The sequence below is a fragment of the Bradyrhizobium sp. 2S1 genome (genome assembly GCF_011516625.5).
Lineage (GTDB): Bacteria > Pseudomonadota > Alphaproteobacteria > Rhizobiales > Xanthobacteraceae > Bradyrhizobium > Bradyrhizobium septentrionale.
In genome coordinates, this window is the sequence record NZ_CP147717.1 from 2,564,727 (window position 1) to 2,588,983 (window position 24,257).

At 62.3% G+C, this 24,257-nt stretch carries 25 protein-coding genes and 1 pseudogene; 12 read left to right on the forward strand and 14 right to left on the reverse strand.

Going from position 1 to position 24,257, the window contains the following annotated elements; translation table 11 throughout:
• Positions 1-161: 161 nt before the first annotated feature.
• Positions 162-1,244: a phenylalanine--tRNA ligase subunit alpha gene (pheS, locus tag HAP54_RS12090; RefSeq protein WP_166300239.1), complete on the reverse strand. Its 1,083-nt coding sequence runs from the start codon at positions 1,242-1,244 to the stop codon at positions 162-164.
• Between the two features lie 260 nt (positions 1,245-1,504).
• Here pheS and HAP54_RS12095 point away from each other — a divergent pair, with 260 nt between their 5' ends.
• Positions 1,505-1,897 (forward strand): hypothetical protein, encoded by a 393-nt coding sequence (locus HAP54_RS12095; protein ID WP_175619418.1) that lies wholly within the window; start codon positions 1,505-1,507, stop codon positions 1,895-1,897.
• A 2-nt stretch (positions 1,898-1,899) separates the two neighbouring features.
• Here the strand turns inward: HAP54_RS12095 and rplT are convergent, their stop codons facing one another.
• The 3 genes from rplT to infC all read right to left on the reverse strand — a co-directional run bounded on the left by rplT (position 1,900) and on the right by infC (position 3,519).
• Positions 1,900-2,259 carry a 50S ribosomal protein L20 gene (rplT, locus tag HAP54_RS12100; protein ID WP_029081033.1) on the reverse strand — a complete coding sequence of 120 codons (360 nt, stop codon included), beginning with the start codon at positions 2,257-2,259 and terminating at the stop codon, positions 1,900-1,902.
• 77 nt (positions 2,260-2,336) lie between these two features.
• Positions 2,337-2,537, reverse strand: coding sequence for a 50S ribosomal protein L35 (gene rpmI / locus HAP54_RS12105; RefSeq protein WP_008539890.1), 201 nt, complete (start codon positions 2,535-2,537; stop codon positions 2,337-2,339).
• Positions 2,538-2,979: 442 nt separating this feature from the next.
• Positions 2,980-3,519, reverse strand: a complete 540-nt coding sequence (gene infC, locus HAP54_RS12110) for a translation initiation factor IF-3 (RefSeq protein WP_029081034.1) — start codon at positions 3,517-3,519, stop codon at positions 2,980-2,982.
• A 227-nt stretch (positions 3,520-3,746) separates the two neighbouring features.
• On the opposite strand from infC, the gene HAP54_RS12115 reads away from it, so the two are divergent.
• The 4 genes from HAP54_RS12115 to HAP54_RS12130 all read left to right on the forward strand — a co-directional run bounded on the left by HAP54_RS12115 (position 3,747) and on the right by HAP54_RS12130 (position 7,132).
• Positions 3,747-4,568 carry an alpha/beta hydrolase gene (locus HAP54_RS12115; protein ID WP_166300243.1) on the forward strand — a complete coding sequence of 274 codons (822 nt, stop codon included), beginning with the start codon at positions 3,747-3,749 and terminating at the stop codon, positions 4,566-4,568.
• 140 nt (positions 4,569-4,708) lie between these two features.
• Positions 4,709-5,176, forward strand: coding sequence for a nuclear transport factor 2 family protein (locus HAP54_RS12120; protein ID WP_166300245.1), 468 nt, complete (start codon positions 4,709-4,711; stop codon positions 5,174-5,176).
• Positions 5,177-5,233: 57 nt separating this feature from the next.
• Complete coding sequence (locus tag HAP54_RS12125) at positions 5,234-6,472, forward strand: IS1182 family transposase (protein WP_166300247.1); 1,239 nt, start codon at positions 5,234-5,236, stop codon at positions 6,470-6,472.
• A 159-nt stretch (positions 6,473-6,631) separates the two neighbouring features.
• Positions 6,632-7,132 carry a hypothetical protein gene (locus HAP54_RS12130; protein ID WP_166300249.1) on the forward strand — a complete coding sequence of 167 codons (501 nt, stop codon included), beginning with the start codon at positions 6,632-6,634 and terminating at the stop codon, positions 7,130-7,132.
• A gap of 163 nt (positions 7,133-7,295) precedes the next feature.
• On the opposite strand, the pseudogene HAP54_RS12135 reads toward HAP54_RS12130, so the two are convergent.
• Positions 7,296-8,448, reverse strand: a pseudogene (locus HAP54_RS12135) (IS3 family transposase).
• Between the two features lie 453 nt (positions 8,449-8,901).
• Between HAP54_RS12135 and HAP54_RS12140 the strand changes: the two are divergent.
• Entirely contained in the window at positions 8,902-9,294 is a 393-nt protein-coding gene (locus HAP54_RS12140) for a DUF937 domain-containing protein (protein ID WP_166300251.1), read from the forward strand.
• Positions 9,295-9,311: 17 nt separating this feature from the next.
• Here HAP54_RS12140 and tnpC read toward each other — a convergent pair whose 3' ends face one another.
• The 4 genes from tnpC to HAP54_RS12160 form a co-directional block, all read right to left on the reverse strand.
• Positions 9,312-10,913: an IS66 family transposase gene (gene tnpC / locus HAP54_RS12145; protein ID WP_166205729.1), complete on the reverse strand. Its 1,602-nt coding sequence runs from the start codon at positions 10,911-10,913 to the stop codon at positions 9,312-9,314.
• Positions 10,914-11,038: 125 nt separating this feature from the next.
• Entirely contained in the window at positions 11,039-11,392 is a 354-nt protein-coding gene (tnpB, locus tag HAP54_RS12150; RefSeq protein ID WP_166205730.1) for an IS66 family insertion sequence element accessory protein TnpB, read from the reverse strand.
• A complete protein-coding gene (gene tnpA / locus HAP54_RS12155) occupies positions 11,373-11,819 on the reverse strand; it encodes an IS66-like element accessory protein TnpA (RefSeq protein WP_166205731.1) in 447 nt (148 codons plus the stop codon). Before tnpA ends, tnpB begins: the two co-directional genes overlap by 20 nt.
• A gap of 163 nt (positions 11,820-11,982) precedes the next feature.
• The gene (locus tag HAP54_RS12160; protein WP_166300253.1) at positions 11,983-12,132 is read right to left on the reverse strand and encodes a hypothetical protein; all 150 of its coding nucleotides are present in this window, start codon (positions 12,130-12,132) and stop codon (positions 11,983-11,985) included.
• Positions 12,133-12,497: 365 nt separating this feature from the next.
• On the opposite strand from HAP54_RS12160, the gene HAP54_RS12165 reads away from it, so the two are divergent.
• Positions 12,498-12,764, forward strand: coding sequence for a hypothetical protein (locus HAP54_RS12165; RefSeq protein WP_176422257.1), 267 nt, complete (start codon positions 12,498-12,500; stop codon positions 12,762-12,764).
• A gap of 152 nt (positions 12,765-12,916) precedes the next feature.
• A complete protein-coding gene (locus tag HAP54_RS12170) occupies positions 12,917-13,342 on the forward strand; it encodes a hypothetical protein (RefSeq protein ID WP_312022741.1) in 426 nt (141 codons plus the stop codon).
• A 62-nt stretch (positions 13,343-13,404) separates the two neighbouring features.
• On the opposite strand, the gene HAP54_RS12175 is transcribed toward HAP54_RS12170, so the two are convergent.
• Entirely contained in the window at positions 13,405-15,774 is a 2,370-nt protein-coding gene (locus HAP54_RS12175; protein ID WP_166300259.1) for a metallophosphoesterase, read from the reverse strand.
• A gap of 451 nt (positions 15,775-16,225) precedes the next feature.
• On the opposite strand from HAP54_RS12175, the gene HAP54_RS12180 reads away from it, so the two are divergent.
• Genes HAP54_RS12180 through HAP54_RS12195 form a run of 4 tightly spaced genes read left to right on the forward strand, consistent with a single transcriptional unit; the run spans position 16,226 to position 19,436 of the window.
• Entirely contained in the window at positions 16,226-17,332 is a 1,107-nt protein-coding gene (locus tag HAP54_RS12180) for a catalase (protein ID WP_339156840.1), read from the forward strand.
• Positions 17,319-18,041 (forward strand): hypothetical protein, encoded by a 723-nt coding sequence (locus tag HAP54_RS12185; RefSeq protein WP_166300263.1) that lies wholly within the window; start codon positions 17,319-17,321, stop codon positions 18,039-18,041. Before HAP54_RS12180 ends, HAP54_RS12185 begins: the two co-directional genes overlap by 14 nt.
• On the forward strand, positions 18,038-18,511 hold the full coding sequence (locus HAP54_RS12190; RefSeq protein WP_166300265.1) for a hypothetical protein: 474 nt from the start codon (positions 18,038-18,040) through the stop codon (positions 18,509-18,511). The genes HAP54_RS12185 and HAP54_RS12190 overlap by 4 nt, the downstream gene beginning before the upstream one ends.
• Before the next feature lie 31 nt (positions 18,512-18,542).
• On the forward strand, positions 18,543-19,436 hold the full coding sequence (locus tag HAP54_RS12195; protein WP_166300267.1) for a hypothetical protein: 894 nt from the start codon (positions 18,543-18,545) through the stop codon (positions 19,434-19,436).
• 48 nt (positions 19,437-19,484) lie between these two features.
• On the opposite strand, the gene HAP54_RS12200 is transcribed toward HAP54_RS12195, so the two are convergent.
• From HAP54_RS12200 to HAP54_RS12215, 4 genes are all read right to left on the reverse strand, one after another.
• Entirely contained in the window at positions 19,485-21,458 is a 1,974-nt protein-coding gene (locus HAP54_RS12200) for an ATP-binding protein (RefSeq protein ID WP_224741289.1), read from the reverse strand.
• 362 nt (positions 21,459-21,820) lie between these two features.
• Positions 21,821-22,864, reverse strand: a complete 1,044-nt coding sequence (locus tag HAP54_RS12205) for an IS110 family transposase (protein ID WP_166214583.1) — start codon at positions 22,862-22,864, stop codon at positions 21,821-21,823.
• A 41-nt stretch (positions 22,865-22,905) separates the two neighbouring features.
• Positions 22,906-23,853 carry an AAA family ATPase gene (locus tag HAP54_RS12210; RefSeq protein WP_248114235.1) on the reverse strand — a complete coding sequence of 316 codons (948 nt, stop codon included), beginning with the start codon at positions 23,851-23,853 and terminating at the stop codon, positions 22,906-22,908.
• 14 nt (positions 23,854-23,867) lie between these two features.
• Entirely contained in the window at positions 23,868-24,110 is a 243-nt protein-coding gene (locus tag HAP54_RS12215) for a hypothetical protein (RefSeq protein WP_224741287.1), read from the reverse strand.
• Between the last annotated feature and the right edge of the window lie 147 nt (positions 24,111-24,257).

Genomic DNA, 24,257 nt, shown 5'->3' on the forward strand with positions numbered 1-24,257 from the left:
TGCGGAGACACCCCCACCCCAGCCCTCCCCCGCAAGCGGGAGAGGGAGTCCGACCGTCCGCGGCGATGGAGTCTTCGTATCCACTTGAGCAAGTCCTATCCATTCCCTGCGGGGGAGGGTTAGGGTGGGGGCTTTCTCCACGGTGGGAACGAAGTTCAGGCTCACGTACTCAATCCCCCCGCGATCGTCGGGATGTCGAGCGGCTTGAAGCCGTAGTGGTTGAGCCAGCGGACGTCGTTCTCGAACAGCTGGCGCAGATCGGCGATGCCGTATTTCAGCATCGTGATGCGGTCGATGCCCATGCCCCAGGCAAAACCCTGGTAGACGTCGGGATCGATGCCGCAGGCGCGCAGCACGTTCGGATGCACCATGCCGCAGCCGAGAATCTCCATCCAGTCCTCGCCCTCGCCGAAGCGGATCTCGCCCTTGTCGCGGCGGCACTGAATGTCGACCTCGAGCGACGGCTCGGTGAACGGGAAGAACGACGGCCGGAACCGCATGTTGATGTGGTCGACCTCGAAGAACGCCTTGCAGAACTCGTGCAGGATCCATTTGAGGTGGCCGAGATGCGAGCCCTTGTCGATCACGAGCCCTTCGACCTGGTGGAACTGCGGCGTGTGGGTCGCGTCGGAGTCGATGCGATAGGTGCGGCCGGGGCAGATCACGCGGATCGGCGGCTTCTGCGTCAGCATCGTGCGCACCTGCACCGGCGAGGTGTGGGTCCGCAGCAGCATGCGCGAGCCGTCCTCCTTCGGATTGAAGAAGAAGGTGTCGTGCATCTCGCGCGCCGGATGGCCGATCGGGAAGTTCAGCTTGGTGAAGTTGTAGTCGTCGGTCTCGATGTCCGGACCGTCGGCGATTGCAAATCCCATGTCGGCGAAGATGGTGTTGACCTCTTCGAACACCTGGCTCAGCGGATGGATGCGGCCGGTCTCCGCCGGCGCCTCGCGCAGCGGCAGCGTGACGTCGATGGTCTCGGCGGCAAGGCGCGCATCGAGCGCGGCCGCTTTCAGCACGTCGCGCCTGGCTGCGAGCGCCTGGGTCACCGCATCCTTGGCGAGGTTGATCCTGGCGCCTTCGGTCTTGCGCTCCTCCGGCGACATCTTGCCGAGGGTGGCGAGCAAGGCCGAGATCGAGCCCTTCTTGCCGAGGGCGGAGACGCGCACCGCCTCGAGGGCGGCTTCGTCACCGGCTGCGACGATCTGGTCGAGGATGGACTTTTCGAGCGTTGCGAGGTCGGACACGGTCAATTCCTGCGCTTGAGCGGCGCATGATCTGGCGGGACAAACCGGTACCCGAACCGGTGCTCGCCTTTGCGGACCATGCGCCAAAAATTCGGCTGGGTTGTCGCCGCCCGAAGGCCGTAACGTCAAGCAAAAAGCCGGTCATTTCGGGCATATGACCGGCAGGGTTGAACCCGGCGCGCAGGGGACGCTACCCAAGTGGGATATCAGGAGACTGCGCGATGCCCGTGAGACCCCGCCTGACTGCTGCCCGAGTTGCCATGGCCAGTTTGGCCGCCATCATGTCGATGTCAGCCTCACCGGCGCTGGCGGCGGTCTGCATGGACAAGTCGATGACCCAGGACGAGATCGTCGACACCATCAACGCCCAGCGCAGCTGTGACGGCGCGATGAAGGTGTTTCGGGTGTGCGAGTTCGGGGCGAGCGGCGACGTCCTGCTCGGTGCCGCCGTCGAGAAGAAATGCGAAGCGGACTTCCTGTCCGGCCTCAAGGGCGCACCGAAGCGGGCGTACCAGCACGAGATGCAGGTCTGCGACCGCAAGTACCGGAATCAATCCGGCACCATGTACATCTCGTTCACGGCATTCTGCCGGGCGGAAGTCGCCCAGCGCTATTCGCACAAGGCGCTAAACGCGGGCCCCAACGCGCGCTAGGATCAGGCCGCCAGCGCGGCCTTGGCCTTCTCGGCGATCGCCTGGAACGCAACCGGCTCGTGGATAGCGAGATCCGACAGCACCTTGCGGTCGACGACGACGCCCGACTTGGACAGGCCGTTGATGAACACGCTGTAGGTCATGCCGAACGGACGGACCGCGGCGTTGATGCGCTGGATCCAGAGCGCGCGGAAGGTGCGCTTCTTGCGCTTGCGGTCGCGGAAGGCGTACTGGCCGGCCTTTTCGACGGCCTGCTTGGCCGTGCGGATCGTGTTCTTGCGGCGGCCGTAATAGCCCTTGGCGGCCTTGAAGACTTTCTTGTGCTTGGCGTGAGAGGTCACACCGCGTTTGACGCGAGACATGACGGAAATCCTTGAGATCTAAGAAGAGGTGACGGGGCGCCGCACAGTTGCGGCGGGGTTCAAGCGGATCAGCGCGATCAGGCGTTCGGCAAGAAGTACTTCTTGACGTTGTCGCCGTCGGTCTTGAACAGCACGCGGGTGCCGCGGAGCTGACGGATCTGCTTCTTCGTCCGCTTGATCATGCCGTGGCGCTTGCCGCGCTGGGCGTGCATGACTTTGCCAGTGGCAGTCACCTTGAAGCGCTTTTTAGCGCCCGACTTGGTCTTCAACTTGGGCATTTGGCTCTCCTACTGCACAGCACGAAAATCGCCCCGAGAGGCGTCCGGCCGGCTAAAATGCTCGTTAGAGCGTTGGAAGTGCTATGGTTTTTTCCGAATTGAAAGAACCTGCACGATACGTCGCCACGGCAGCCCTTGATCAGCCGGGCGGCGAAGGCCCGGCTTATGCCAGAGGATCGGCGGTTTTGCAACGTTTTGCGGGATGGAACCGGCGGGTGGGACCCGGCCTCTTCTCCTTCCCCCTGAAAGGGGGAAGGCCGGGATGGGGGTCCAGCCGCAGACGCCGCCGCACGTGGAGAGAGCAGATCCCCACCCGCTTTGCTCTGGCGAGCAAGGCGCCCCCCCCCCTTTTCTAGGGGAGGTTGGCTCCATCCGGGCTACGAAACGAAACAGCCCGCCGATCCGGCGGGCCGCTCCAAATGCTGAAATCGACTAACTCGAACTAGCGCGGCGCCAGCACCATCACGACCTGGCGGCCCTCGAACCTCGCGTCCTGCTCGACCTTGGCGAACTCGGCCACGTCGGCCTTCACCTTGTCCAGAAGCTTGGTGCCGATCTCCTGGTGCGCCATCTCACGACCGCGGTAGCGCAAGGTGATCTTGACCTTGTCGCCTTCCTCGAAGAAGCGCTGCATCGCGCGCATCTTCACGTCATAGTCGTGATCGTCGATCATCGGGCGGAGCTTGATCTCCTTGATCTCGACGACCTTCTGCTTCTTGCGGGCTTCGGCGGCCTTCTTCTGCGCGGAATATTTGTATTTGCCGTAGTCCATGATCTTGCAGACGGGAGGACTGACATTCGGCGAAATCTCGACGAGGTCCATGCCGGCTTCCATGGCCATCTTGATGGCCACCATGGTTTCGACGGTGCCTTGGTTGACACCGGCGGCATCGATCAGCTGGATTTGCGCGTTGCGAATCTCATCATTGGTGCGCGGCCCGTCTTTGGCGACTGTGGGCGGGGCTCTATTGGGACGGCGAATGGGTAACTCTCCAAAGTTGTGAAAGGGAAGGCGGATATTTTGAAGCAAGACGCCGCAACGGGCAAGCGAACTCGCTTTCTAAGCGGCAAAACCGTCAATTGCGAGGCATTTTAGCCACGCCCGGCACATATAGCGGGTGCATCAGCTCCGCAAGCCGGGTTTGCCGCCGTTGACCGGTGCCGCGCGACGATTGAAAAGCAGATGTCTGACACGCGAGTGACCGAACCATGAGCCAAACCGCCGCATCCGGGCAGGAACCCGCCTTTATCGAGGTCGGCGAGGGCAGTGGAGCACGCCGGATCGCGGTGCGCGCCCGTGCCGCTCCCGGCGGCGCAATTGGCGCGCCTGGGCTGTTCTGGCTCGGCGGCTTCAAGTCCGACATGACCGGCACCAAGGCGATCGCGCTCGACGCATGGGCCGCCGAGCACGGCCGCGGCTCGGTCAGGTTCGACTATTCCGGCCATGGCGAATCCGCCGGCGATTTCGCTGACGGCACGATCGGCCGCTGGCTCGAGGAGAGCGTCGCGGTGTTCTCGCAGTTCTGCAGCGGGCCGCAAGTCGTGATCGGCTCCTCGATGGGCGGCTGGATGGCGCTGCTGCTGGCGCGCGAGATCGCCAAACGGGGCAATGCTGGCGGAAGCGGCCGTGCGTGGCTCGCCGGCCTCGTGTTGATCGCGCCGGCGCCCGATTTCACCGAGGAGCTGATGTGGAAGGCGTTCCCGCCGGAGATTCGCGCCGAGATCGAGACCAAGGGCCTGTGGCTGCGGCCGTCGGACTATGGCGACGGCTCGCCCTATCCGATCACCCGCAACCTGATCGAGGAGGGCCGCAATCATCTGCTGCTCGGCAGCAAGATCGACGTCGGCTGTCCGGTGCGCATCCTGCAGGGCGCGCAGGATCCCGACGTGCCGTGGAAGCACGCCTTCGCGCTGGTGCATCGCCTGCCCGCCGAGGACGTGGTGCTGACCATGATCCAGGACGGCTATCACCGCCTGTCGCGGCCTCAGGACATCGCGCGGATCATCGCCGCGGTGGCGGAGATCGGCTAAGGTTTTTCATCTTGCGCGATGTCATCATCCGCGAAAGCGGATGATCCAGTACGCCGCGCCCCCTCGATTCAAGGCAACGGCTCTGGAATACTGGATGCCCCGCCTGCGCGGGGCATGACAGAGTGGTTGGGAGAGACGCCATGGAAACGACAATGCTGCTGCGCGCGTTCTGCGACGCGGTCGAGCAGCGCAACGGCAAGGCGTTTGCAAAGCTCTTCACCGAGGATGGCGTCTATCACGACGTGTTCTACGGCGCGTTCAAGGGGCACGCCAAAATAGCCGAGATGATCGACGACTGGTTCTACCGGACCGCGACCGATTTCCGCTGGGTCATGCATGATCCCGTCTCCGACGGCGCGACGCTCTATGCGCGCTATACGTTTAGCTACCGCTCGACCTTGCCGGAAGCCAAAGGCGCGCGCGCGATGTTCGAGGGCGTCGCGATCATGCGGCTGCGCGACGGCAAGATCACCGAATATCACGAGGTCGCCAACACCGCGCCGGCCTTCGTCGACCTGAATTTTGCGCCGGAGCGGATCGCCAAGATCGTGGCCAAGCAGGGCGCCGCGCTGAGGGCGCGGCCGGAGATGAAGCGGCATCTCACCTAGGAGCTTGTCTGGATAGTCGCTGTTCAAATCTGGTCGGGTCTGATTCAACATTGGGCGATGAGCAAGTATTTTCGGCCTTGGAACATCGATCAGACGCTGCTTCTGCCGCCGAATGTGCAGGACTTCGTGCCGAAAGGCCATGTCTCGCGGTTTATGGTTGATCTGGTGCGGGAGAGCCTCGATCTCAGGGAGATCATGGGCAGCTATGTGAGCGGGCTTGGGCAGCCGCCGTTTGATCCGCGGATGATGGTGGCGCTGCTGCTGCATAGCTATGCGAGTGGGCTGTATTCGTCGCGTCGGATTGCCAAGGCCTGCCGGGAGCGGAACGATTTTGTGATGATCGTGGCGCTGGATGCGCCGGATTTTCGGACGATCAGCGACTTTCGCAAGCGACATTTGAAGGCGCTCGGCGCGCTATTCGTGCAGGTTCTGAAGTTGTGCGAGACGGCCGGGCTGGTCAAGCTCGGTCATGTCGCGCTGGATGGTACGAAGATCAAGGCGAACGCGTCGAAACACAAGGCGATGAGTTATGAGCGCATGAAGAAGCGCGAGGCGGAATTGAAGGCCGAGGTCGCTCGCATGCTGGCGGCCGCCGAGGCGGCGGATGCCTCGGAGGATGAGACTTTCGGCAACAGCGACGAACTGCCGGACTGGACCGTCGACAAGCAGAAACGGCTGGCGAAGATCCAGCAAGCGATGGCGGCGCTGGAAGCGGACGCCAAACTGGCGGCGGAGGAAGACAAGGCGCAACGCAACTTCACCGATCCGGAAAGCCGCATCATGAAGTCGAAGGATGGCTTCGTTCAGGCCTATAATGCCCAGGCGGCCGTCGATGCACATGCCCAGATCATTGTCGCGCAAGAACTGACCCAGCACGGCAGCGATCAGGGCCAGTTGGTGCCCCTGATCGAGGCCATCGAGAGCAATCTTGGCCGCAAGCCGCGGCAGGCCTCAGCGGATTCCGGCTACTGCAGCGAAGCCAATCTCGAAGCGCTCGACACACGCAGCATCGATGGCTATGTCGCGCCCGGACGCGCCAAGCACCCGACAGTAGCGAACGGAAAAGTCGGCGGCCCGCTGACACAGGCCATGCGAAAGAAGATCGACGATGGCGGCTTCGAAACACCCTACCGATTGCGAAAGCAAGTGGTGGAGCCGGTGTTCGGGCAGATCAAACAGGCAAGAGGCTTCCGCCAGTTCCTGTTGCGGGGCATCGAGAAAGTGCGCGCCGAGTGGACAATGATCTGCACCGTCCATAACCTCCTCAAGCTGTTCAACCTCGCAAACGCAGCCTGAGCCTGCTACTCTACAACAAATGCCCGTCACGAAAACATATCTGGACGGGCTCCTAGCTAGGTCAATACTCTCCCCCCGGGTTTACCTTGGAGGTAGCAACAAACTGTCGGAGCGACTGCACTCTTAGCCTTGTGCGCAACACCGATGAGGGAGCTGTAGATGGGTATCCTTGACGAGCTAATTGGTGGTGGGCAACGCCAGAAGGAGTACCGGGACTTCGTTGATCGATACGAACAAGGAGACCCGTCCCAGGGCTACTCCGATCAAGAGGTTCTCAAGCGGTATGGTGATGTGTCACACGCCGTGCCGCCTGACCAGTACGCGCAGGCAGCGGTAGAAGCGTTGGGCAAGCTTTCGCCGGAAGAGCGCGCGGCGTTCGTGAAGATGCTGCAGGAGCGAGCCACGGCGCGCGGCGTGGCGCTACCGGGACAAGTGGCGCCCGAACCGAAGGAACTGGGCGAGGTGCTCACCGATCTGCATGGGAAGCCCGGTCAGCTCCGGGATATTCTCGTCAGTGGCGACGCCCAGCCTCAAGAGCAAGCGCAACCGTCGAACCCGATCATCGACATGCTTGCGTCCCCGCAGGCAAAGGCCGTGCTCGCGGGCATCGCAGCCATGGTGGTCAAGCGTGTCATGCAAGGTTCATCTCGAACCGCGTAGCGCACGCGTGAGGCCCACAAGAGACCCGCAGCATCTGCGTTGGGCAGAGAGCAGGCCAAGGTCCGGTTGGGGTCAAAAGCCGCCCTTGGTACTAAACCGGACAGCGTTCGCTCTTCTCCAATGAGCCGACGTCTGAGCTGCTGCCGGTTTGATGGACACCCGCTTAAGCTAATCCCACCTTGCGCTCGAACTCAACCGGGCTGAGATAGCCGATGGTCGAGTGCCTGCGGGTCGTGTTGTAAAATCGTTCGATGTAGTCGAACACATCGGCGCGTGCCTCATCTCTGGTTTGATAAATCTTGTTGGCCGTACGCTCGGTCTTGAGCGAGGAGAAGAAGCTCTCCATCGCCGCGTTGTCCCAGACGTTGCCGGAGCGGCTCATGCTGCAAACGATGCCGTGGTGGCCATCAGGCGCTGGAACTGCTCGCTGGTGTACTGGCTGCCCTGGTCGGAGTGATGCAACAGCGCATCCGGCTTGCCGCGCCGCCAGACGGCCATCAACAATGCGTCCGTCACGAGCTGTGCCGTCATGGAGGCACTCATCGACCAGCCCACCACGCGGCGTGAGAACAGGTCGATCACCGCTGCGACATAGAGCCAGCCTTCGGCCGTCCAGAGATAGGTGAAGTCGGCGATCCACTTCTGGTTCGGCCGCTCGGCGGCGAACTGCCGGTCAAGGAGGTTCGCCGGTACGGTCTCGAGCTGTCGATCGCCGCTGTCCTTCGGTAAGCGCCGACGTCGCGGCCGCGCCCGCAAGCCTTGCAGGCGCATCAGCCGCTCAATCCGGTGCAGGCCGCAATCCGCCCCGTCGGCGAGCAGGTCACGCCACACCCGGCGTGCGCCATAGGTGCGGTCGCTGGCGGCGAAGCTGGCCTTGACCTTGCCGCCGAGCTCCTCGTCGCTGCGGGATCTGGCGCTGGGAGAGCGGTTCAGCCAGGCATGGAAGCCCGACCGCGACACTCCCAGCGCATCGCATAGCCATGCCACCGGCCAGATCGTCCGGTGCTTCGCGACGAAGGCGAACTTCATGTCGCTTCCTTCGCGAAGTAGGCTGCGGCCTTTTTTAGGATATCCCGCTCGGCCTTCAGCTTGGCGACCTCACGGCGCAGCCGCTCGATCTCCTGCTGCTCCGGCTTCATCTGCCCGTGGCCGGGAAAGGCTTGCGCCGGGTCGGAGCCCAACTCCTTCACCCATTTGCGGAGAACATTCTCATGAACATCCAGGTCACGGCCAGCTTGCGCCACCGACACCCCACGTTCCCGCACCAGCTTGACCGCCTCGACCTTGAACTCGCGGCTGAACTTCCGTCTTTTCATCGCCACCTCCGGCTTCATGAAACACCTAATCTCGGTGTCCATCAAACCGGCAGCAGCTCAGTCACGATGGCTAATGGGACCTTCGGCTATGGGCCATCAACGGGAGTGCACATGGGTAAGCCATACCGTCCTGCTTTCTCGCCCTGTTCCTGCTCTGGGGCCGCCAGGCCGCGATCCGTTGGTCGTGTATTCACGGCGGACAGGTTCCATTGATTTAGATCAATCGTGGCCGACACCCTCAGGGTGCACATGCGCCCCGGGGCCGGACACGGAGATGATGGTGCTGCAGCGACGCTAATCAATCTGGTGTCGACGTCCTGGTGACGACGTTCGACCCAGGTTCGCTCCTGCGCAATCTGCCTGACGCAAGAGGTGCGGAGGAACGACCGGAGATTAAGCCACAGTCCCGACTCACTTCACAACACACCTCACAATCAAAATGGAGAGAATGCCATGGCCGCAAATCTCGTTTCTGTTGTGATGCAATTCCTGACCCCTGACATGATCGCAAAGATCGCTTCTGTCTTGGGCATCGACCGCAATGTCGCGCAAAAGGCGATTGGCGGCGCCATCCCCGCACTGCTTGCCGGCTTGGCGGACGTTACCGCCACTCCCCAGGGAGCCCGCCAACTCAGCAGCTCGTTGGCCCAGCAACAACCCGGATCGCTCGACATTCTCAAAAGCCTGATCGGTGGTTCGGGCCAGAACAACCTCGCGGAAACCGGATCCAACATGCTCTCCGGTCTATTCGTAAGCGCGCATTTTACTGCACAGGCTGCGCGCGCGGCTGGCCGCGGCGTCGCGTGGCGCCGGGGCCCAGCGGGATCATCGGAACGGCTTGATTGATCCTGAGCGTTTGACGGTCAGCCGCTGTCGTTGTCAGCTGGCAGGTTTTTTTGAGCGGTGCAATTGAACGGCAACAGATCTTCGATATCGGCGTCTGGCGCGCGTTGGGGCAATTCGGTGAGCGCGTGACGTAGCCATGCATAGGGATCGACGCCGCATGCCCGGCATGTCAGCACCAAACTGTAGATCACGGCGCTTGCCTTGGCGCCGGCAACGGTGTCGCTGAACAGCCAACTTTTTCGTCCGGTGCAAAACGGCCTGATGTCGCGCTCCAGAACATTGTTATCGATCGGGGCGAGACCGTCACTGGTGTAACGGGTCAGATAATCCCATTGGTTGCGTGCATAGGCGATCGCCTTGCCGGTCAAGCTTTCGGGTAGCACCTTCGGCGCCTGGTCGTCGAGCCAGGTCCGGAAGGCGGCCAATACCGGCAGGCTATGCTGCTGGCGCAGCCGCAAGGTGTATGCGGCGCGCGTTTCGCCGTCGGGCGGCGTCTGGCGCGCCACCCTCTCGACCTCGTACAACGCCTCGAAGAACTTGAGCGCCTGCAATGGCGGACCGCCAGGCTTTGTCCTGGCCTTGAGCGCATCGGTAAATTTCCTGCGCGCATGCGCCATACAGCCGAGATGGGTCGCGCCTGTCAGCGTGCGCCAGGCGTCATAGCCGTCGCTCATCAACAAGCCGCGATAGCCGGCCAGGAAGGCCTGAGGATGTTGCTGGCCGCGACCGGGCTGGTAATCGAACAGCACGACCGGCTGCGCGCAGTCCTGGCCGCTGCGATAGGCCCACATGAAGGATTTGGCCTGCGCATCACGGCCGTCCTCTTTAAGAACCTGGACCCAGGTTTCGTCGCCGTGGACCAGGGGCTGCGACATGAGCTTTTGCTGTAGCGCGTCATAGACCCGATGCAGATGCAACTCGCTCGCCCGGATCACCCAGTTGCCCAGCGTCCCGCGGCTGATGCTGACGTCGGCGCGCCCCAGCGCGTCCGCCACACGGTACAGCGGCGTGCCGTCGACGTATTTGTTGGCGAGCACCAGCGCCAGCGTCGATGGCGTGGCGACGCTACCCGGCAGCGGCTGCGCCGGCATCGGCGCGGTCACAATCGGGGTGTTCAGCGCGGTGCGCTCGCAGTGACGGCAGGCATATTTGAACCGCACATGTTGCAGCACCGACGCCTTGACCTCGACGTGCAACTGCTCGGTGACGGTCTCGCCCATCCGATGCATCCGATTATGGCAGCACGGACAGTCCTTTTGATCCTCACCCAGATCGTGTTCGACGCGTTGGCGCGGCAGATCGTCAGGCAGCGGCTTGCGGCCGCGTGCCTTCGGCGCCGGCTTTGGAGCCTCCGGCAATCCCGTGTCCGGCACGGCGACCGCCTCGACATCGTCGTCGTCCCGGCTTTCAGCGGCGGCCTGCTCGGCTTCGTTGAAGATGCGCTCCTTGAGCTTTTCGCTCTTCGGCGCATACCGGTGCAGGCGCTCCAGGCGCAACTGCTCCTCTAGATGCAGCACGCGTTGTGCGAGTTTCTCGTTTTCGGCCTTCAGCGCCGCGATCTCGGCCGCGTGCGCCGCGATCAAGGCTTCCAGTTCGTGCGTCGTGGGCTTGCGACTCATCGGAGTCTTGAATCGAAGTCATGCCGCCGCGTCAACCGGGCTCCCATGTCTTCGTCATGTCTTCGGCCGCGTCATCTGAGAACGGCCATGCCGAAGCCCGATGACGCCGCCCGCATCGAACACGCTCAGCCCACGCTCTGATATTGCCGCACCGGATGACGACGCACCGCCGCGATGTTGATGCCGTCAAGCAGCCAGTGCAGCTCCTCCGTCGTCAGCGTCAGCACCGCCTCCTGACTTCGGGGCCAGTGGAATCTGTCGGCCTCCAGCCGCTTCAGCAGCATCCAAAATCCTGACCGATCATAAATCAGCAGCTTGATCCGGTCGCGGCGACGATTGCAGAACGCGAACACCGCGCGCTGGAACGGATCCAGCCCCATCGACTGCTCGACCACGATCGCCAGGCTGTTGATGCCCGCCCGGAAGTCAATCGGTTCGCGGTGAAGGTAGACCCGAAGATCAGACGCCAGTCGGAACATCGCAACGCCCCAGCGCTTCAATCACCGCCGACAGCAACTGCGCGTCGCCGCCTTCCAGCGAAAGCGTCACGCCGTTGGGCATCGATGCCGTCAGCCGCCCTGCACAGGATCGCTCCGTCGCGCAAACCGCAATCGCGCCAGCAGATCGAGTTGGCGACGGCGACGGCGCGCGAACCGGAATAAAGGCTGGCGCAATCGGCGCCCGCGCCTCCGGCTGGCCATCCCCGTTCTGAAGTTGTCGCTTGGCCACCCACTTGCGCAGCAGGTTCGCGTTCACGCCGTGTTGCAGCGCAAGCCCCGCCAGCGACACGCCAGACTGCAGACAGGCCTCGACCAGCCGCTGTTTGCTGGCCGGATCATAGCGACGCCGGCCATTGCGCAACACGCCGACCGTCTCAAGTCTCAAAGGTTCTTCTGGAGTGATCATCGATCGTGTCCACCTCGCTCATGGTGGACACCTCATCCCATCCCCGCGCTCAACTGCATAGGTGCGTAGAAAGGAGCGCTTACGTCTATTCGGCGGAGGAGCGCTGGACACAATCGCACAATCGATTGGCAAGTTCGCGGGAATCGACGGCCAAGCCAGCAAGTCATTGCTCGGCATGCTTGGCCCGGTGGTCCTCGGGACGTTGGGCCAGCAGCAGCGCAGCGCCGGCCTGGATACGGACGGTCTCGCCTCGCTTCTCGGCTCGCAAAAAGATCAGATCGTCGCGGCGATTCCGTCCGGCCTCGCCGACCATCTGACCTCTGCCGGCCTCATCGACAGAGCAGCGGGAGTTGCGCGTAGCGGTGCTGCGGCAGCTTCAGCCGCCGGGAGCCGAATTGCGGGAGCCTCGGAGCGGACCATTGCCGAGGCCAGCCGGGCAGCTCAGGCCACAACAAGCGCAGCGTCGTCGCAATTGCCGTACTGGTTAGTGGCGGTGGCCATACTGGGTGCTCTCGCCTGGTATGTCTTCCAGCCAAGAACTGAAACGGTTGCCGAGTTGCCGCGTCCCGCCGCAGTGCAGCCTGGGACTGCAACCGTGGGCCTCGCTCCATCAGACCTGACGATTGGAGGCGTGAGTCTGACGACAAGGTCAACTCGTCCGTCGGCACCTTGAGATCCGTGCTGCCAACGATCACGGACGTTGCTTCCGCCCAGGCGGCCATCCCCAAGCTCCGGGAAGCAACAGCCCAATTGAATGAAGTCAGCGACCTTGCGGGAAAGCTCAGCCCGGAAGGAAAAAGTGCTCTTGCCAAGTTGATTGCAACGGCAAAGCCGACCATCAACCAGATGTGTGACAACGTGCTGGCAATGCCGGGTGTTGGTGACGTTGCCAAACCCACGATCGACGAGCTTCGCCGAAAGATCGAAACACTGTCGCGATCCTGATTTCGCTGATGTTGAGCCGTGCGCCCAGAAGCGTGCGCTCAACGGCGAAGGATGATTCACACATACGCATCAGGAGATGACCAATGGCAGACAAGACGAGCTTCACCAAGGATGAATGGACGCTGCTTCTGAAGAGCCCAATGATTGCGGGAATGGCCATCACGGCCGCCGAACCCAGCGGGCTGTGGGGCCTGCTCAAGGAATCATTCGCTGGCGGCGCCGCATTGAGCAAGGCTGCGACCGGCTCCAACGCCAACGGCCTCGTGAAAGCGGTGGTCGCCGATTTCTCGACCAGCGAGGGGCGAAGCGCCGCTCGCGATGGCCTGCAGGCGGAATTCGCCGGCAGCAAGCCCCCGGAGATGAAGACTAAATCCATCGATTCATTGCGCCAGGTCTCGGCATTACTCGGAGCCAAGGCGCCGGGTGATGCAGCTGCGTTCAAGGATTGGCTACGTCAGATCAGCCAAAGCACCGCCGAAGCCTCGAGCGAGGGCGGCAGCCTGTTCGGTGGAGGCGTTCAGGTGAGCGACGCCGAAAAGGCAACCCTGGCCGAGATATCGAGCGCGCTCGGCGTCTAACGACACGTCCGCAATGTACCAGAAGCAAATCCCCGACACCGCGCGCTGAAGGGAAAGGGACGTCAGCCGCCTGGCGCCTTCATGTTGACGATAAATTCAACGGGCGCGTCGGGGGCCATGCCGGCGACGCCTTTGAAGGAAGCGTGCAAGTCCTGCCAACGGACCGGGCCGTTGGCTGCCTGCAGCGCAAAAACAACGCGCTTCCTTGAGCGTTCAACGCGCACTTCGACGAAGCTTTGGTAGAAGGGCGCATGATTGAAATCGAAGATGCCTGACAGGGTTTCGGTTGAGACGGGCCATGCGCCAAAGCGCTTGATCCAGGCCCAGACCGGTTGTTTCCATGCCGGAGTTTCGGTGTCGAGTTTGGCGCGGACGGCATCCGGACCTGGATAGAAAGCCCAGGTCTCTACCGGCAAGACATCCGGCCACCCGAGTGCGCCGCCGATGCTGAGATACGCTCCGCCGCCGCCGTTGACGAAGTGATAGATCGGGCGCGCGCCGCCCGCGACGTCTTTATTCTGGACATAGAACTCGAAGGCGTGGGTGTCGCCGGCCATCACGACATCGACGCCGGCGTTCTCAAGCGTTGCAAAAAGGGCAGAGAAGGCGTCGTCGCCGGTGCTGGTATCCGTACCTCCTGCATATTTTGGGTGACCTGGAATAACCATGGTGAATTTTCCGCGCGCACGCGCCAGTGCGTCGGTCAACCACGCGCGTTGCCGATCGTCTATCGTACGCAGAATGCCCGTATCGATCGCAATCAAGGCAAAGTCTGCGGTCTGGATCTCGAAGAACGGACCCCGCTGCAGGCCGTTCTGAATACCGTAGAGTTCGCGAAGTCGCTGTGCCCGATCAACCAGCCGATCGATACGATTGGTGCCGGTACTGGTGAGATTGAGGTCAGTGTCGGCACGCGCCGCCAGCGCTGCCCGCGCGGCTTGCGGCTCCAGGAAGTTGGCGTTGAAGCCTTCCAGCGCATCGAACCAGTCATGGTTGCCCGGGATCGCATAAATGGGCTTCTTGAATCCCTTGAACGGCAGGTGAAAATTCTTCTCGTAATCCGCCATGGCGCCGGCCGGATAGATGACGTCGGAAGCAATGATGAGGAACTTGACATCGTCCCGCCGTCCGATCTCCAGGTAACGCTCGATCAGTGCGTATTGCGACGCATCGCCTTCGCCGGGATCGCCGATGACGATGAAGCTGAAATCCTGATCGTCGATTCCTGGCGGAGCCACCCGAAACAGCTTGTCGATTTTCCCGCCATAGGCCGACAGGACGCCGTCGACCATGCCGGCACGCCAAGTGTCGACGCGCAGTTCGGCCATCTTCTGATAGAAAGCGCTCGCCCAGCTTTCCGTGTTGAAGTACCAGGTGAATCCCCAGATCGTGTTGACGGCAACAAACAACACAGTGAGCGGCAAGCCAAGGCGGATCGTCAAACCCACGGCTGAGGAAAGCGAACTTCGCGCGTCGCGCAGCGATGCTGCGAACGACAGTCGTGCATCGGTCCACCCCCGAACCAGACGCCGCGGCAAAGCTTGCAACTTGACATCCTGTCCGGAGAACCGCAGCCGCCATGCTATTCGCTCGAAGGGACGGGTCAGCAGCCGCCAGCCCAAGCGCAGCGGTAGTACCAACAGCGCTCCAAACAATATGGCCATCAGGACATCCCCGACGGTGGCCACGACCGGAGAGATCAGACCGAGCCAGGTATCGCTGGATTCCATGCGGGCGAGGTGCACGACAAACAGCACCGCGCCCACGACCATCAGCCACTGCAATTCGGTGCGTCCCACGATGGGCGCGCTCGATGCACGGGATGCGAGCCCTGCGGCAAACAGTTCATGGCTGCCGAGGTTAAGCCTGTTATCGGGGTGCTTATTGGTCGCATCGGATGTGTGGTCACGCTCTCGCTGCTCCGTCGGCGCCACAAGCAGGCGCCATCCCGCCGAGGCGGCATACCCGGCGACCGCTACGCCGAGCGCGATCTGCAGACCAAGTGTTTTCCATACCCAAAAGCCGATCAGAGCCAGCATGAAGCTGGACAGGCCGTTTACGATCGCGACCGTTCGCGACGTGCCCGATGGAGGCCCGAAGACCGCTTGACTGGCTTTTACGACGCCGTCGACCACCAGAAACGTCAGAAATATCGCGACAACACCAGAAGCAACCAGGGACGGACTGAGATACAGGACAAGGGCGGCAGCGGTCGCAAGAATGCTGGTGACATACGAAGCCGGATGGGTCCGAGTCCGCGGACTGGCAAGAGTCTGGTAAAGGTCGGCCATCGCAACCGCCAGCATGGGAAGGCCGAGGAATTGCAGGGACCAGGTGCCAACCGCGAACGGCGCCGCCAGCGCCAGCACGCCGATTACGACGAGCCCGATGCCGGCCGTCACGCGAGTAAGATGCGCGGACCAGTGCCGCATCAGCGAATGCCTATTTGCAGCATTTTCTCGCTCGCAAGTCCAACGGATGCACCGCAAAGTCTAATCTGAGCGACCGTTGAGCGCGGCAATCTGTCCGCAAAGGAGACCCACTAACTCGCGTCGTCTGATTGCCGTGCCCACGGCCTTCGGGCCAAGCCTAGCATATTTCTCTGCCGAGATTCCGGCCGAATCTGCTCAAACCCCTCGCCGCCAGATCGGATGAAAAAACGACGGTGGTTGCAGAAGCCAACAAGATTCGACTTCCGCTTCGGGTCAAAAGCCGACGTTTTCAGGAGGCGCCGCCAACGCTCACTCCAGCGATCCGCGCGTGCGCCATCGAAAGTGTCGAACCTGTTCGCTTTGAATTGCGCGGCGCTTCGTTCGGCACTTTGTGAACGACGTCACATATCCGGCCGGCGATCGAATGTAACATCGGCGCCAGGGGCGCAGGATGAGTTCGATCGACAACGCTGAAAGTACCGAGCGTCACGACGGCACACCCTCAGCGGTCCGTGCAATGGAGCGGGGCATGGTCGATCCATCAGTAGCAAAGCGGCTCGTCGAGGTCATCATTGCCAATTTGCCGGCGCCGGTCCCCGGGCAGAGGCCGGTTCACACGCTCGGCATCGGCGTGAAGGGCAAATTCGTGGCGTCGAATGTGGCGCGCACCTATTGCACCGCGGAGCATTTCAACGGAAAGCCCGTCGACGCGTCGGTGAGATTCTCCAACGGATTGGGGGGGCCGGAGCGGCATGATGGATGGTCCGATGTCCGGGGAATGGCGACACGTTTTCACCTGTCGGACGGGACCGCGAGCGACCTGATCGCCACGACGCTTGCCGAATTCTTCGTCCGTAATGTCGAGGAATTTTTCGGATTCTCGGAGGTCGCGACGCTCGAGCCGTACCAAAGAGAGACCTGGTGGCGCAAGCTTGGCGACCTCTTGCAGCTTAAGGTGCCTCGGCGAAACCCGTACCCGAGCGAGAAAAAGAGTGTCGATGCGGGAGCACTCCATTACGCCGACCAGCACCGGTTTGCACAGCTGGGAATATTTCAGATCGGACTGATCGGCGCGCCGGTGAGCTATGCCCGCGCGGCCTATCACGCCGTCCACACCTTCTGGGTGACGGCACCCAATGGCGTTCGCCGCCCCGTTCGCTTTTCCTGGCAGCCGGTCGCAGGCGTTTGCAACACCGATCCTCTCGCAGCGCCGCGCGATGACTATCTGCGCGCGGAGCTGCGAGACCGCCTGCGGCGGTGGCCGGCCCGATTCATGCTGATGATGACGATCGGCGAGGCGGGCGATGAGCTCAACGATCCCACAAAGCCCTGGCCGGGGACACGAATCCGGATCGCCATGGGGACCCTGACGCTGATCGAGGTGGCCGAAGATCAGGAAAAGGCCGGCGAACGCATCAGCTTCAATCCGAACCGTCTCGCGCCCGGCATCGAACCCTCCGAGGATCCGATCCTCAAGGCCCGCCTAGGCGCCTATGAAGCCTCGCGTGAAATGCGCGGCGGGTGTCCCTTCAAGTGGAGGCCGGATGATGCCAAGTGATGCAGGTGTGCTCGATCGTTTTGTGGACTGGTTGCCCACGACCCTCTTCTTCAAGAGCGCGGCGTCATGGATCCTGGTGCCCTACTGGGCGCGAAAAACGCCGGTGAAGCCCCTGCCCGGTGGTCCCCACGCGTCGTTCCAGCACGGTGACAATGTCCAATGCATGATGAATCTGATCATGCCGCTCAAGGTCAAGTCGCCGATCGGACGAGCGGAAGCCGCGCTGGCGATCGCGCAAAACAAGGATGCGATCTATGCCGGATTGAACAATGTCGGCACGGTGCACTTCGCCCGCTTCGTCATCGTCGGCGACAACATTTGCATGTTCTCCGTCTATGACGGGGATTTCACCAATTACATTCGTGACTTCATCGCCACGATCGGCAGCGTGTTCGATGCCGTGGTCGGGCTCGTCGAAGGCGGAGATGACGTGATCCCTTGCGAGAAGAATGTCGACGCGTTCATCCAATGGGTGCACGAGCGCGACCTGTACCAGGTGCCGGACACCGCCACCGATTTTCTGAGAGATCAGGAAGCCTTGAATGGAGACAGGGCCGTATCACCCGTCAATGACGATCTGACCCTGCTGCCGCGCAAACTGGTGCTGCAGCTTCGCGCCAATCCGAACGTTTCGCTCGGCAGCGGCTACCGAGCCTATCCTGGATTTTCGGCGGCTCAGGTCCGCGAACGATTGGAGCTAGGTTGGTGAACGCCATGGTCAACTTAGCTGATCTGCAGGGCAACATCTTGCGTGGCTACACCAAGAAGCCGTACGTGCGCTACCTCATCCTGGAGGTCGCCGATCGCGTGGCGGCCAGGCGCTGGTTCGCCGCCTCGACATCCGGCCGCAACGATGGTGTTCCGCAGATCACGAGCGGAGACTGGGGGGCAAGCAAGCCGGACACCTGTTTCAACATCGGCCTGACCTACGAGGGATTGCGCGCCCTCGGCACGCCGATCGCTTCGCTTGAAATGTTCCCGAACGAGTTCATCGAAGGCATGACCGCCCGCGCCGGAAAACTGGCCGAAACCCTTCAACGAGCCCAAGCGGATCCATCTCATCGCGACGATCTACGCCGAGAAGGTCGAGCAGCTGGACGACGTCCAGAAGCGCGCCCTCGCCGACACAAGCGCCGTCACGCTGCTCGACACCCGCGAGGGCTGCAGCTTCCCCGATGACCGCGTTCACTTCGGCTACCGCGACAACATCATGCAACCAAGGTTCGAGGGCATTCATGACTCGGATCGCTATGACGACGGTCAGCCCAGGGCTCCGCTCGGCACCGTATTGCTGGGGCATCGGACCAACCTGGAAGGTTTGATGTGGCGGGTTCCTCAGCCGGAAGAGTTGGGACACAACGGCACCTTCAACGCCTTTCGCGTGTTGAAGCAGGACGTCGCAGGCTTCGAGGAATATCTCGATCAGGCCGCCGACGAATTGCTCAAGGACACGCGGGCCGTCGGCGAATTGCTGCCGCCCGGCGCTGAAGCGAAAATCTGCCAAGTCCTCTCGATCGAAGGCCCGACGCCTCGTGCTGCCCTGCGCGAGATCGTCGCCGCCAACCTGTGCGGTCGATGGCGCGATGGCACGCCGCTGGCCCTTTCGGCAGACGTGCCTGATCCCAAACTGGTCAAGGCGGCCAATTTCGACTACGTCGGCGAGTCCCGTTGCCCCTACGGAGCCCATATCCGCCGGAGCAACCCGCGGGGCGGACAGATCGTGCAACGGGTGGCGAACAACAGCCGGCGCCTTGTTCGGCGAGGCGTGCCTTACGGGCCAGCCTATGATCGGACGCAGCCGCGCAAGCCCGAACCGGAGCGAGGCCTGCTGGGCAACTTCATAGGGGCAAATCTTGGCGCCCAGTTCGAGGCCATGTCCTGCGATTGGCTGAACCTCGGCCTGCAGGATCCGCGCATCACCGGATCCAACGATCCGGTCACGGGCGCCAACGATACGGCCGCCAGCTGGTTCGACTTGCCGCTCAAATCCGGCAACACGATCCGGCTGCGGGGCTTGCCGCGATTCGTCAATACCCAGGGCGGCGCCTACGCGTTCCTGCCGAGCCTCCGGGCGATCCGCTTTTTGGGATCGCTGACGACGTAAGTCGGCCAAGCGTTGAGCCCGTTCCGATTCTATCGGAACGGAAAGGTTCTAGCTCAGCGTTCTCAACAGGTCATCAGCCTCACGCAGATCGCGGGACGTTTCCGCGGATGCGAATTTCGCTCGGGTCGAGATCAGCAGGTCTCGTGCCTCGGCGCGTCTGGATGCGCTCTCGCTGGCGCCGAGCAAGCGCGCGATGCTGATCGCCGTGCGCAATTCCCAGCCGACCGCCCCGAGCTTCCTGGCGGAGGCAAGCGAGCGTTTGAACAGGCGCATGGCAGCCCGGTCGTCTCGCAATGGCTCCTGGCACAACAGCGAGCCGTGGATCCGATCGATCTCGGGAGCAGCCCAGCGCTCGCCGGTTTGCTTCACCAGGGATGCAGCCGAAGCCGCGAAGCTTCGAGCCCTTTCGATCTGCCCGATCCGTCCGAATTCGGTGGCGAGCAGAATCCGATAGAGCGGCATCTGAATGCACCGATCCTCGACCGGTAGTTTTTCCAGCAGGCCGCACAGTTGCTCGAGCACAACAGGCGCAGAGCCTCGTGCAGCCAGCGCAGAGGTCGCCCATAAGGGACCAATGACCCGGTACATTGGATAGCCGAACTCATCAGCGACCTTCAGGCCGCGTTCGACGCTGGCAAGGTTGGCCGCAAGATCGCCTTCATACCAGTGATCGGACACGCCAAGAATGGAGGCAAACGCCAGCATGAAGGGGTGCCCGATCTCATTGGCGAGCTGCCGCGCCGTCTTACAGCACTCTCTGGCGCGGCCGGGCCGACCCAACAGCCATTCGATGTGTCCGGAATAGACCAGCGACACGATCAATGGATCATGCTGATAGATCTGGACCAGTTTGCCGTGATCACGAGAATTGTAACGGGCGCTGATCAAAGCGGCGAGCTGGCTCGCCTGCTCCAGACGACCGAGAAAGAAGTTGGCGATCAGGGCGGCGGTGTACGCCATGAGCGCAGCCTCGTCGTCGCGCCACTCCTCGGCCCTCCGGACGAAATCCTCCGCATGCTCGAGGCCCTTGGTGAGCTCGCAGTTGACCAGCTTCGCTATGGCACTTCCCCACAGCACCGTCGCCTTCTCACGCGTGGTGCCATGGCTCGCGCAAAGCTTGAGTGCGCGACTGTAGGATCCATAGACGTGCGGATCGGACCACCCTGCGTTCGCGGTGTAGGCCATCGCCAGGTTGGATTGCAGCGCGATTTCAGCTTCGAAGCGCTGCTGTGAAGCGGGCAGCCGCGGAATCAGCGAGAGACCTTCGCGCAAATGGGCCACGGCTTCCTTGGTGGCTGATCGACGGAGCGCCGATTTGCCGGCCTGAAGCCAGGCCTCGATCGCTTCCGGAATGTTGCCTGCGCGCGCATAGTGATAGCCGAGCACGGCAGGCTGACTGCTCTCCCGGATCGCGGCCTCCTGAAGCATCCATGACGCGACGCGCGCATGGAGCTCGCGCCGCTCCTCCTTGAGCAGCGAGGAGTAGGCGGCCTCCTGTATCATCGCGTGCCTGAACGCGAAGATGGCGCCTTGGGATTGCTCGACGCGATACACGATCTCTGCGCTTTCCAGCGCCCGCAACGCGAATTGCAGCGTTTGGTCCCTACCCGGAAGGACGTTGAAAATACCTTCATAGCTGAATTGCCGCCCGAACACGGAGGCGATCTGGGCGACACGCTTGGCCGGACCAAGGCGATCAAGGCGCTCCATCAGCGAGTCTTGAATACTCGACGGCACCAGCGTTTCGGGCAATTTCCTGCTCAGCGCCAAACCGTCAGCGGTGCGCTCGACCGTGCGGGCATCGATCACGGCCCGCGTAAACTCCTCGATGAAAAGTGGCACGCCATCCGTTCTTGCAACGATCTGGCTGGTGATCCGGCGTGAGACGACATCGCCGCCTGCAACGGCTGCCACCATTTGCTCGCATTCGTGCGGTGCCAGCTTTTGCAGAGCAATTCGTCGAACTGCCGAGCCCGGCAACCAGTCTGCCTGGTAGTCATCGCGATGCGTGATCAGGATCATCACCCGCTCGCCAGAACAGCGAGCTGTTATCCGTCCCACCAGTTCGATGGTGGTCGGGTCGATCCACTGGACGTCCTCCGCGACATGTATGGAACGGCCCGCGGGCGCAAGAGCTTTCTCAGTCGACTTCACACATGGGAGCGGTGCGGTCATGTATACGGCCTGTAAAGCGCGGCGCATGACCGCTGGCCTCGATGAAGTCCGCGACACAAGGGGCTAAATCAATCAGACGCGCTTGAAGCGCATTGTCGCGCCAGCCTCACTCGTGTCGGGATTTCGTCCCGTGGGTTCATCGCCTGTTATTGCTCCTTGCCCTCTGCCGGCCCGCGCCGGTCAGATCTCTTTGACAACTGCTGTATTCATCAAGCGGCAGGCGTAGTCGTCGCTAGCGTCTCCGGATGCCGATAAATCCCACCCCTGTTCAAGAGCGCCCAGGCAATTCGCGCTGTCTTGTTGGCCAGTGCGACCGCTGCCACCTTGTACGGACGTCTGGCGAGCAGCGACTTCAACCATGGCGGCGCCCGATCAGCCTTCCGGGCAATTCGCAGGACGGATGTCGCCCCAAGAACGAGGAGGCTCCGAAGTTCGGGGTTTCCCATCTTCGAGATTCGCCCCATCCGCTCCTTGCCCCCACTCGAATGCTGTCGCGGCGTCAGTCCCAGCCAGGCAGCAAAGTGACGAGCGGATTTGAAGCCGCCGGGATCTGGCACCAGCGCCTTGATGGTCGCCGCTGTAATGGCTCCAATGCCGGGGATGGTAGTCAGTCGGCGCATGTCCTTGTCGGTCCTTGCCGCAGCAACAATGGCTCGCTCGAGCTTGTCAATCTGGTCCGCCTGAGCCTCGATCTGATCGGCAACTGCCGTCAGCGCGAAGCGCGCTGCCGCAGGCAAGCGGATATCTGCTACATCCCGTACGATTGCAACCAACGCCTCGACCTTTGTCCGGCCGGCGGCGGCAATGATGCCCAACTCAGCCAGATGCGAGCGCAGGGCGTTGATCGTCTGCGTTTGCTGTTTCACCAGAAGTGCGCGACTCTTCAGGACCATCGTTCCGGCTTGTTGCTCGGCCGTTTTGATCGGAACGAAGCGCATGGTCTTGCGAGTCACGGCTTCGCTGATGGCCTCGGCATCCGCCGCATCCGTTTTTCCACGCTTCACAAACGGCTTGACGTAAGCTGGTGGGATCAGCCGCACTTCATGGCCGAGAGTTGCAATCTCGCGTGCCCAATAGTGAGCGCTGCCACAGGCTTCTATTCCGACAAGGCAGGCCGGCTGCTTCGAGAAGAAATGCAGGACCTCGCTGCGCCGTAGTCTCCGGTTGAACACCGGCGAGCCATCGGCACCCGCGCCGTGAACTTGAAAAATGTGCTTCGCCAAATCCAACCCGATGGTGCTAACCTGCTTCATGGAACGGTCCCTCCTTGTGGCGTTCGAACAACGACCACGTTTTAGCACGATGATGCTGTCGGAGCGGGCCGTTCCACCACATCAATCAGGATGGGCCGCTTGCGCGAGGCCGCGATGAGAACATCGATGAATGCCTGAAAAGCCCGGTCGCGCTCAAAGGGCGACCCGAGATCCACGGGTTCGTATTCCGAGCAGGCGGGTATCGACAGGACAGCCCCGTAGTAGCTCAGCGCGTTCGTGACGTTGGGGGCTTCCCTTGCCAAAAACGAGCGCAATTTTGCCAATGCGAGTTCCGCGTCGTCGGCCTCCTGGATGCCGGTCACGCGCCTGAGCCGCTCGATTTCCGGGGCAAGCGGCGTGTTGATGTGGAACGGCGAGCATTGCAGCGACACAACACCGCGGCGCGACGCATCGAGGGAGCTGCGGAACTGACGGATCAGGCGTGACTTGCCGATGCCGGGCTCGCCGGAAATGACGCCGACGTGTCCCGCGCCCGCGACCGTCTGCTGCCACATTTCGGCAAGCAGTGCGCTTTCGCTGGCTCGGCTGATCATCGGAGCAAGAGGCAACCTCTGCGCCCTGTCGAACCGGCTCTCGCTGGGCGCAAGAGCTTCCGCGCTCCAGGCGTCGACCGGCTCCTCCACGCCCTTGAGCGGTCGTCTGCCCAGCGGCACATAGTTGAATGTTCCGCGGGTCAGCTCGTAAGTGCTCGCCCCGACCACGACACCATTCTCGCCGGCGAGCCCTTGCAGGCGGGCCGCGACATGAGCGGAGCTGCCGAACACTTCCCGCCGTTCGGGGGGCTCGCCGGGCACGCTGCCGACGACGACCACTCCGGTGTTCACGCCGATCCGCACACCAAGGCGGACGAAGCTGCCATCCGACAGCGGAAACTGATGTTCCTTGATCGCCGCGGCGACCGCCAGCGAAGCGCGCACCGCGCGTTCGGGATCGTTTTCGTGGGCTTGTGGCACGCCAAAATAGGCCAACAATCCGTCGCCAATCAGTCTGCGATGTGACCGCCATAGCGACTGATCTCCTCGTCGCAGATATCGCGGTAGGTTTTGATAATCGCAAAGAATTCTTCGGGATCGATGCGCTCACTCAGGGGTGTCGAGCCGCCGATGTCGACAAAAGCCACGGTCAGCTGCCGGCGTTCGGCATGCGGAGCCTCGCTCCCGACGTTCGTCGGCAGCCGGGTCCACTGAGGTTCGCTCGCCTGATCCGGACTCGGCAGGCTGCTCATGACGCCACCATGTTCTGTTTCCGCCGTACCTGCCGCGAGGCCAGATAGACGGCAAGTCCCCGTTGTCGCTGCCAATCCTGCGCTCAGGCAGCCGGTTCCAAGGGATAGAACACCATGTGCTCGCAGTCGTACAGCTGATTTTGCGCC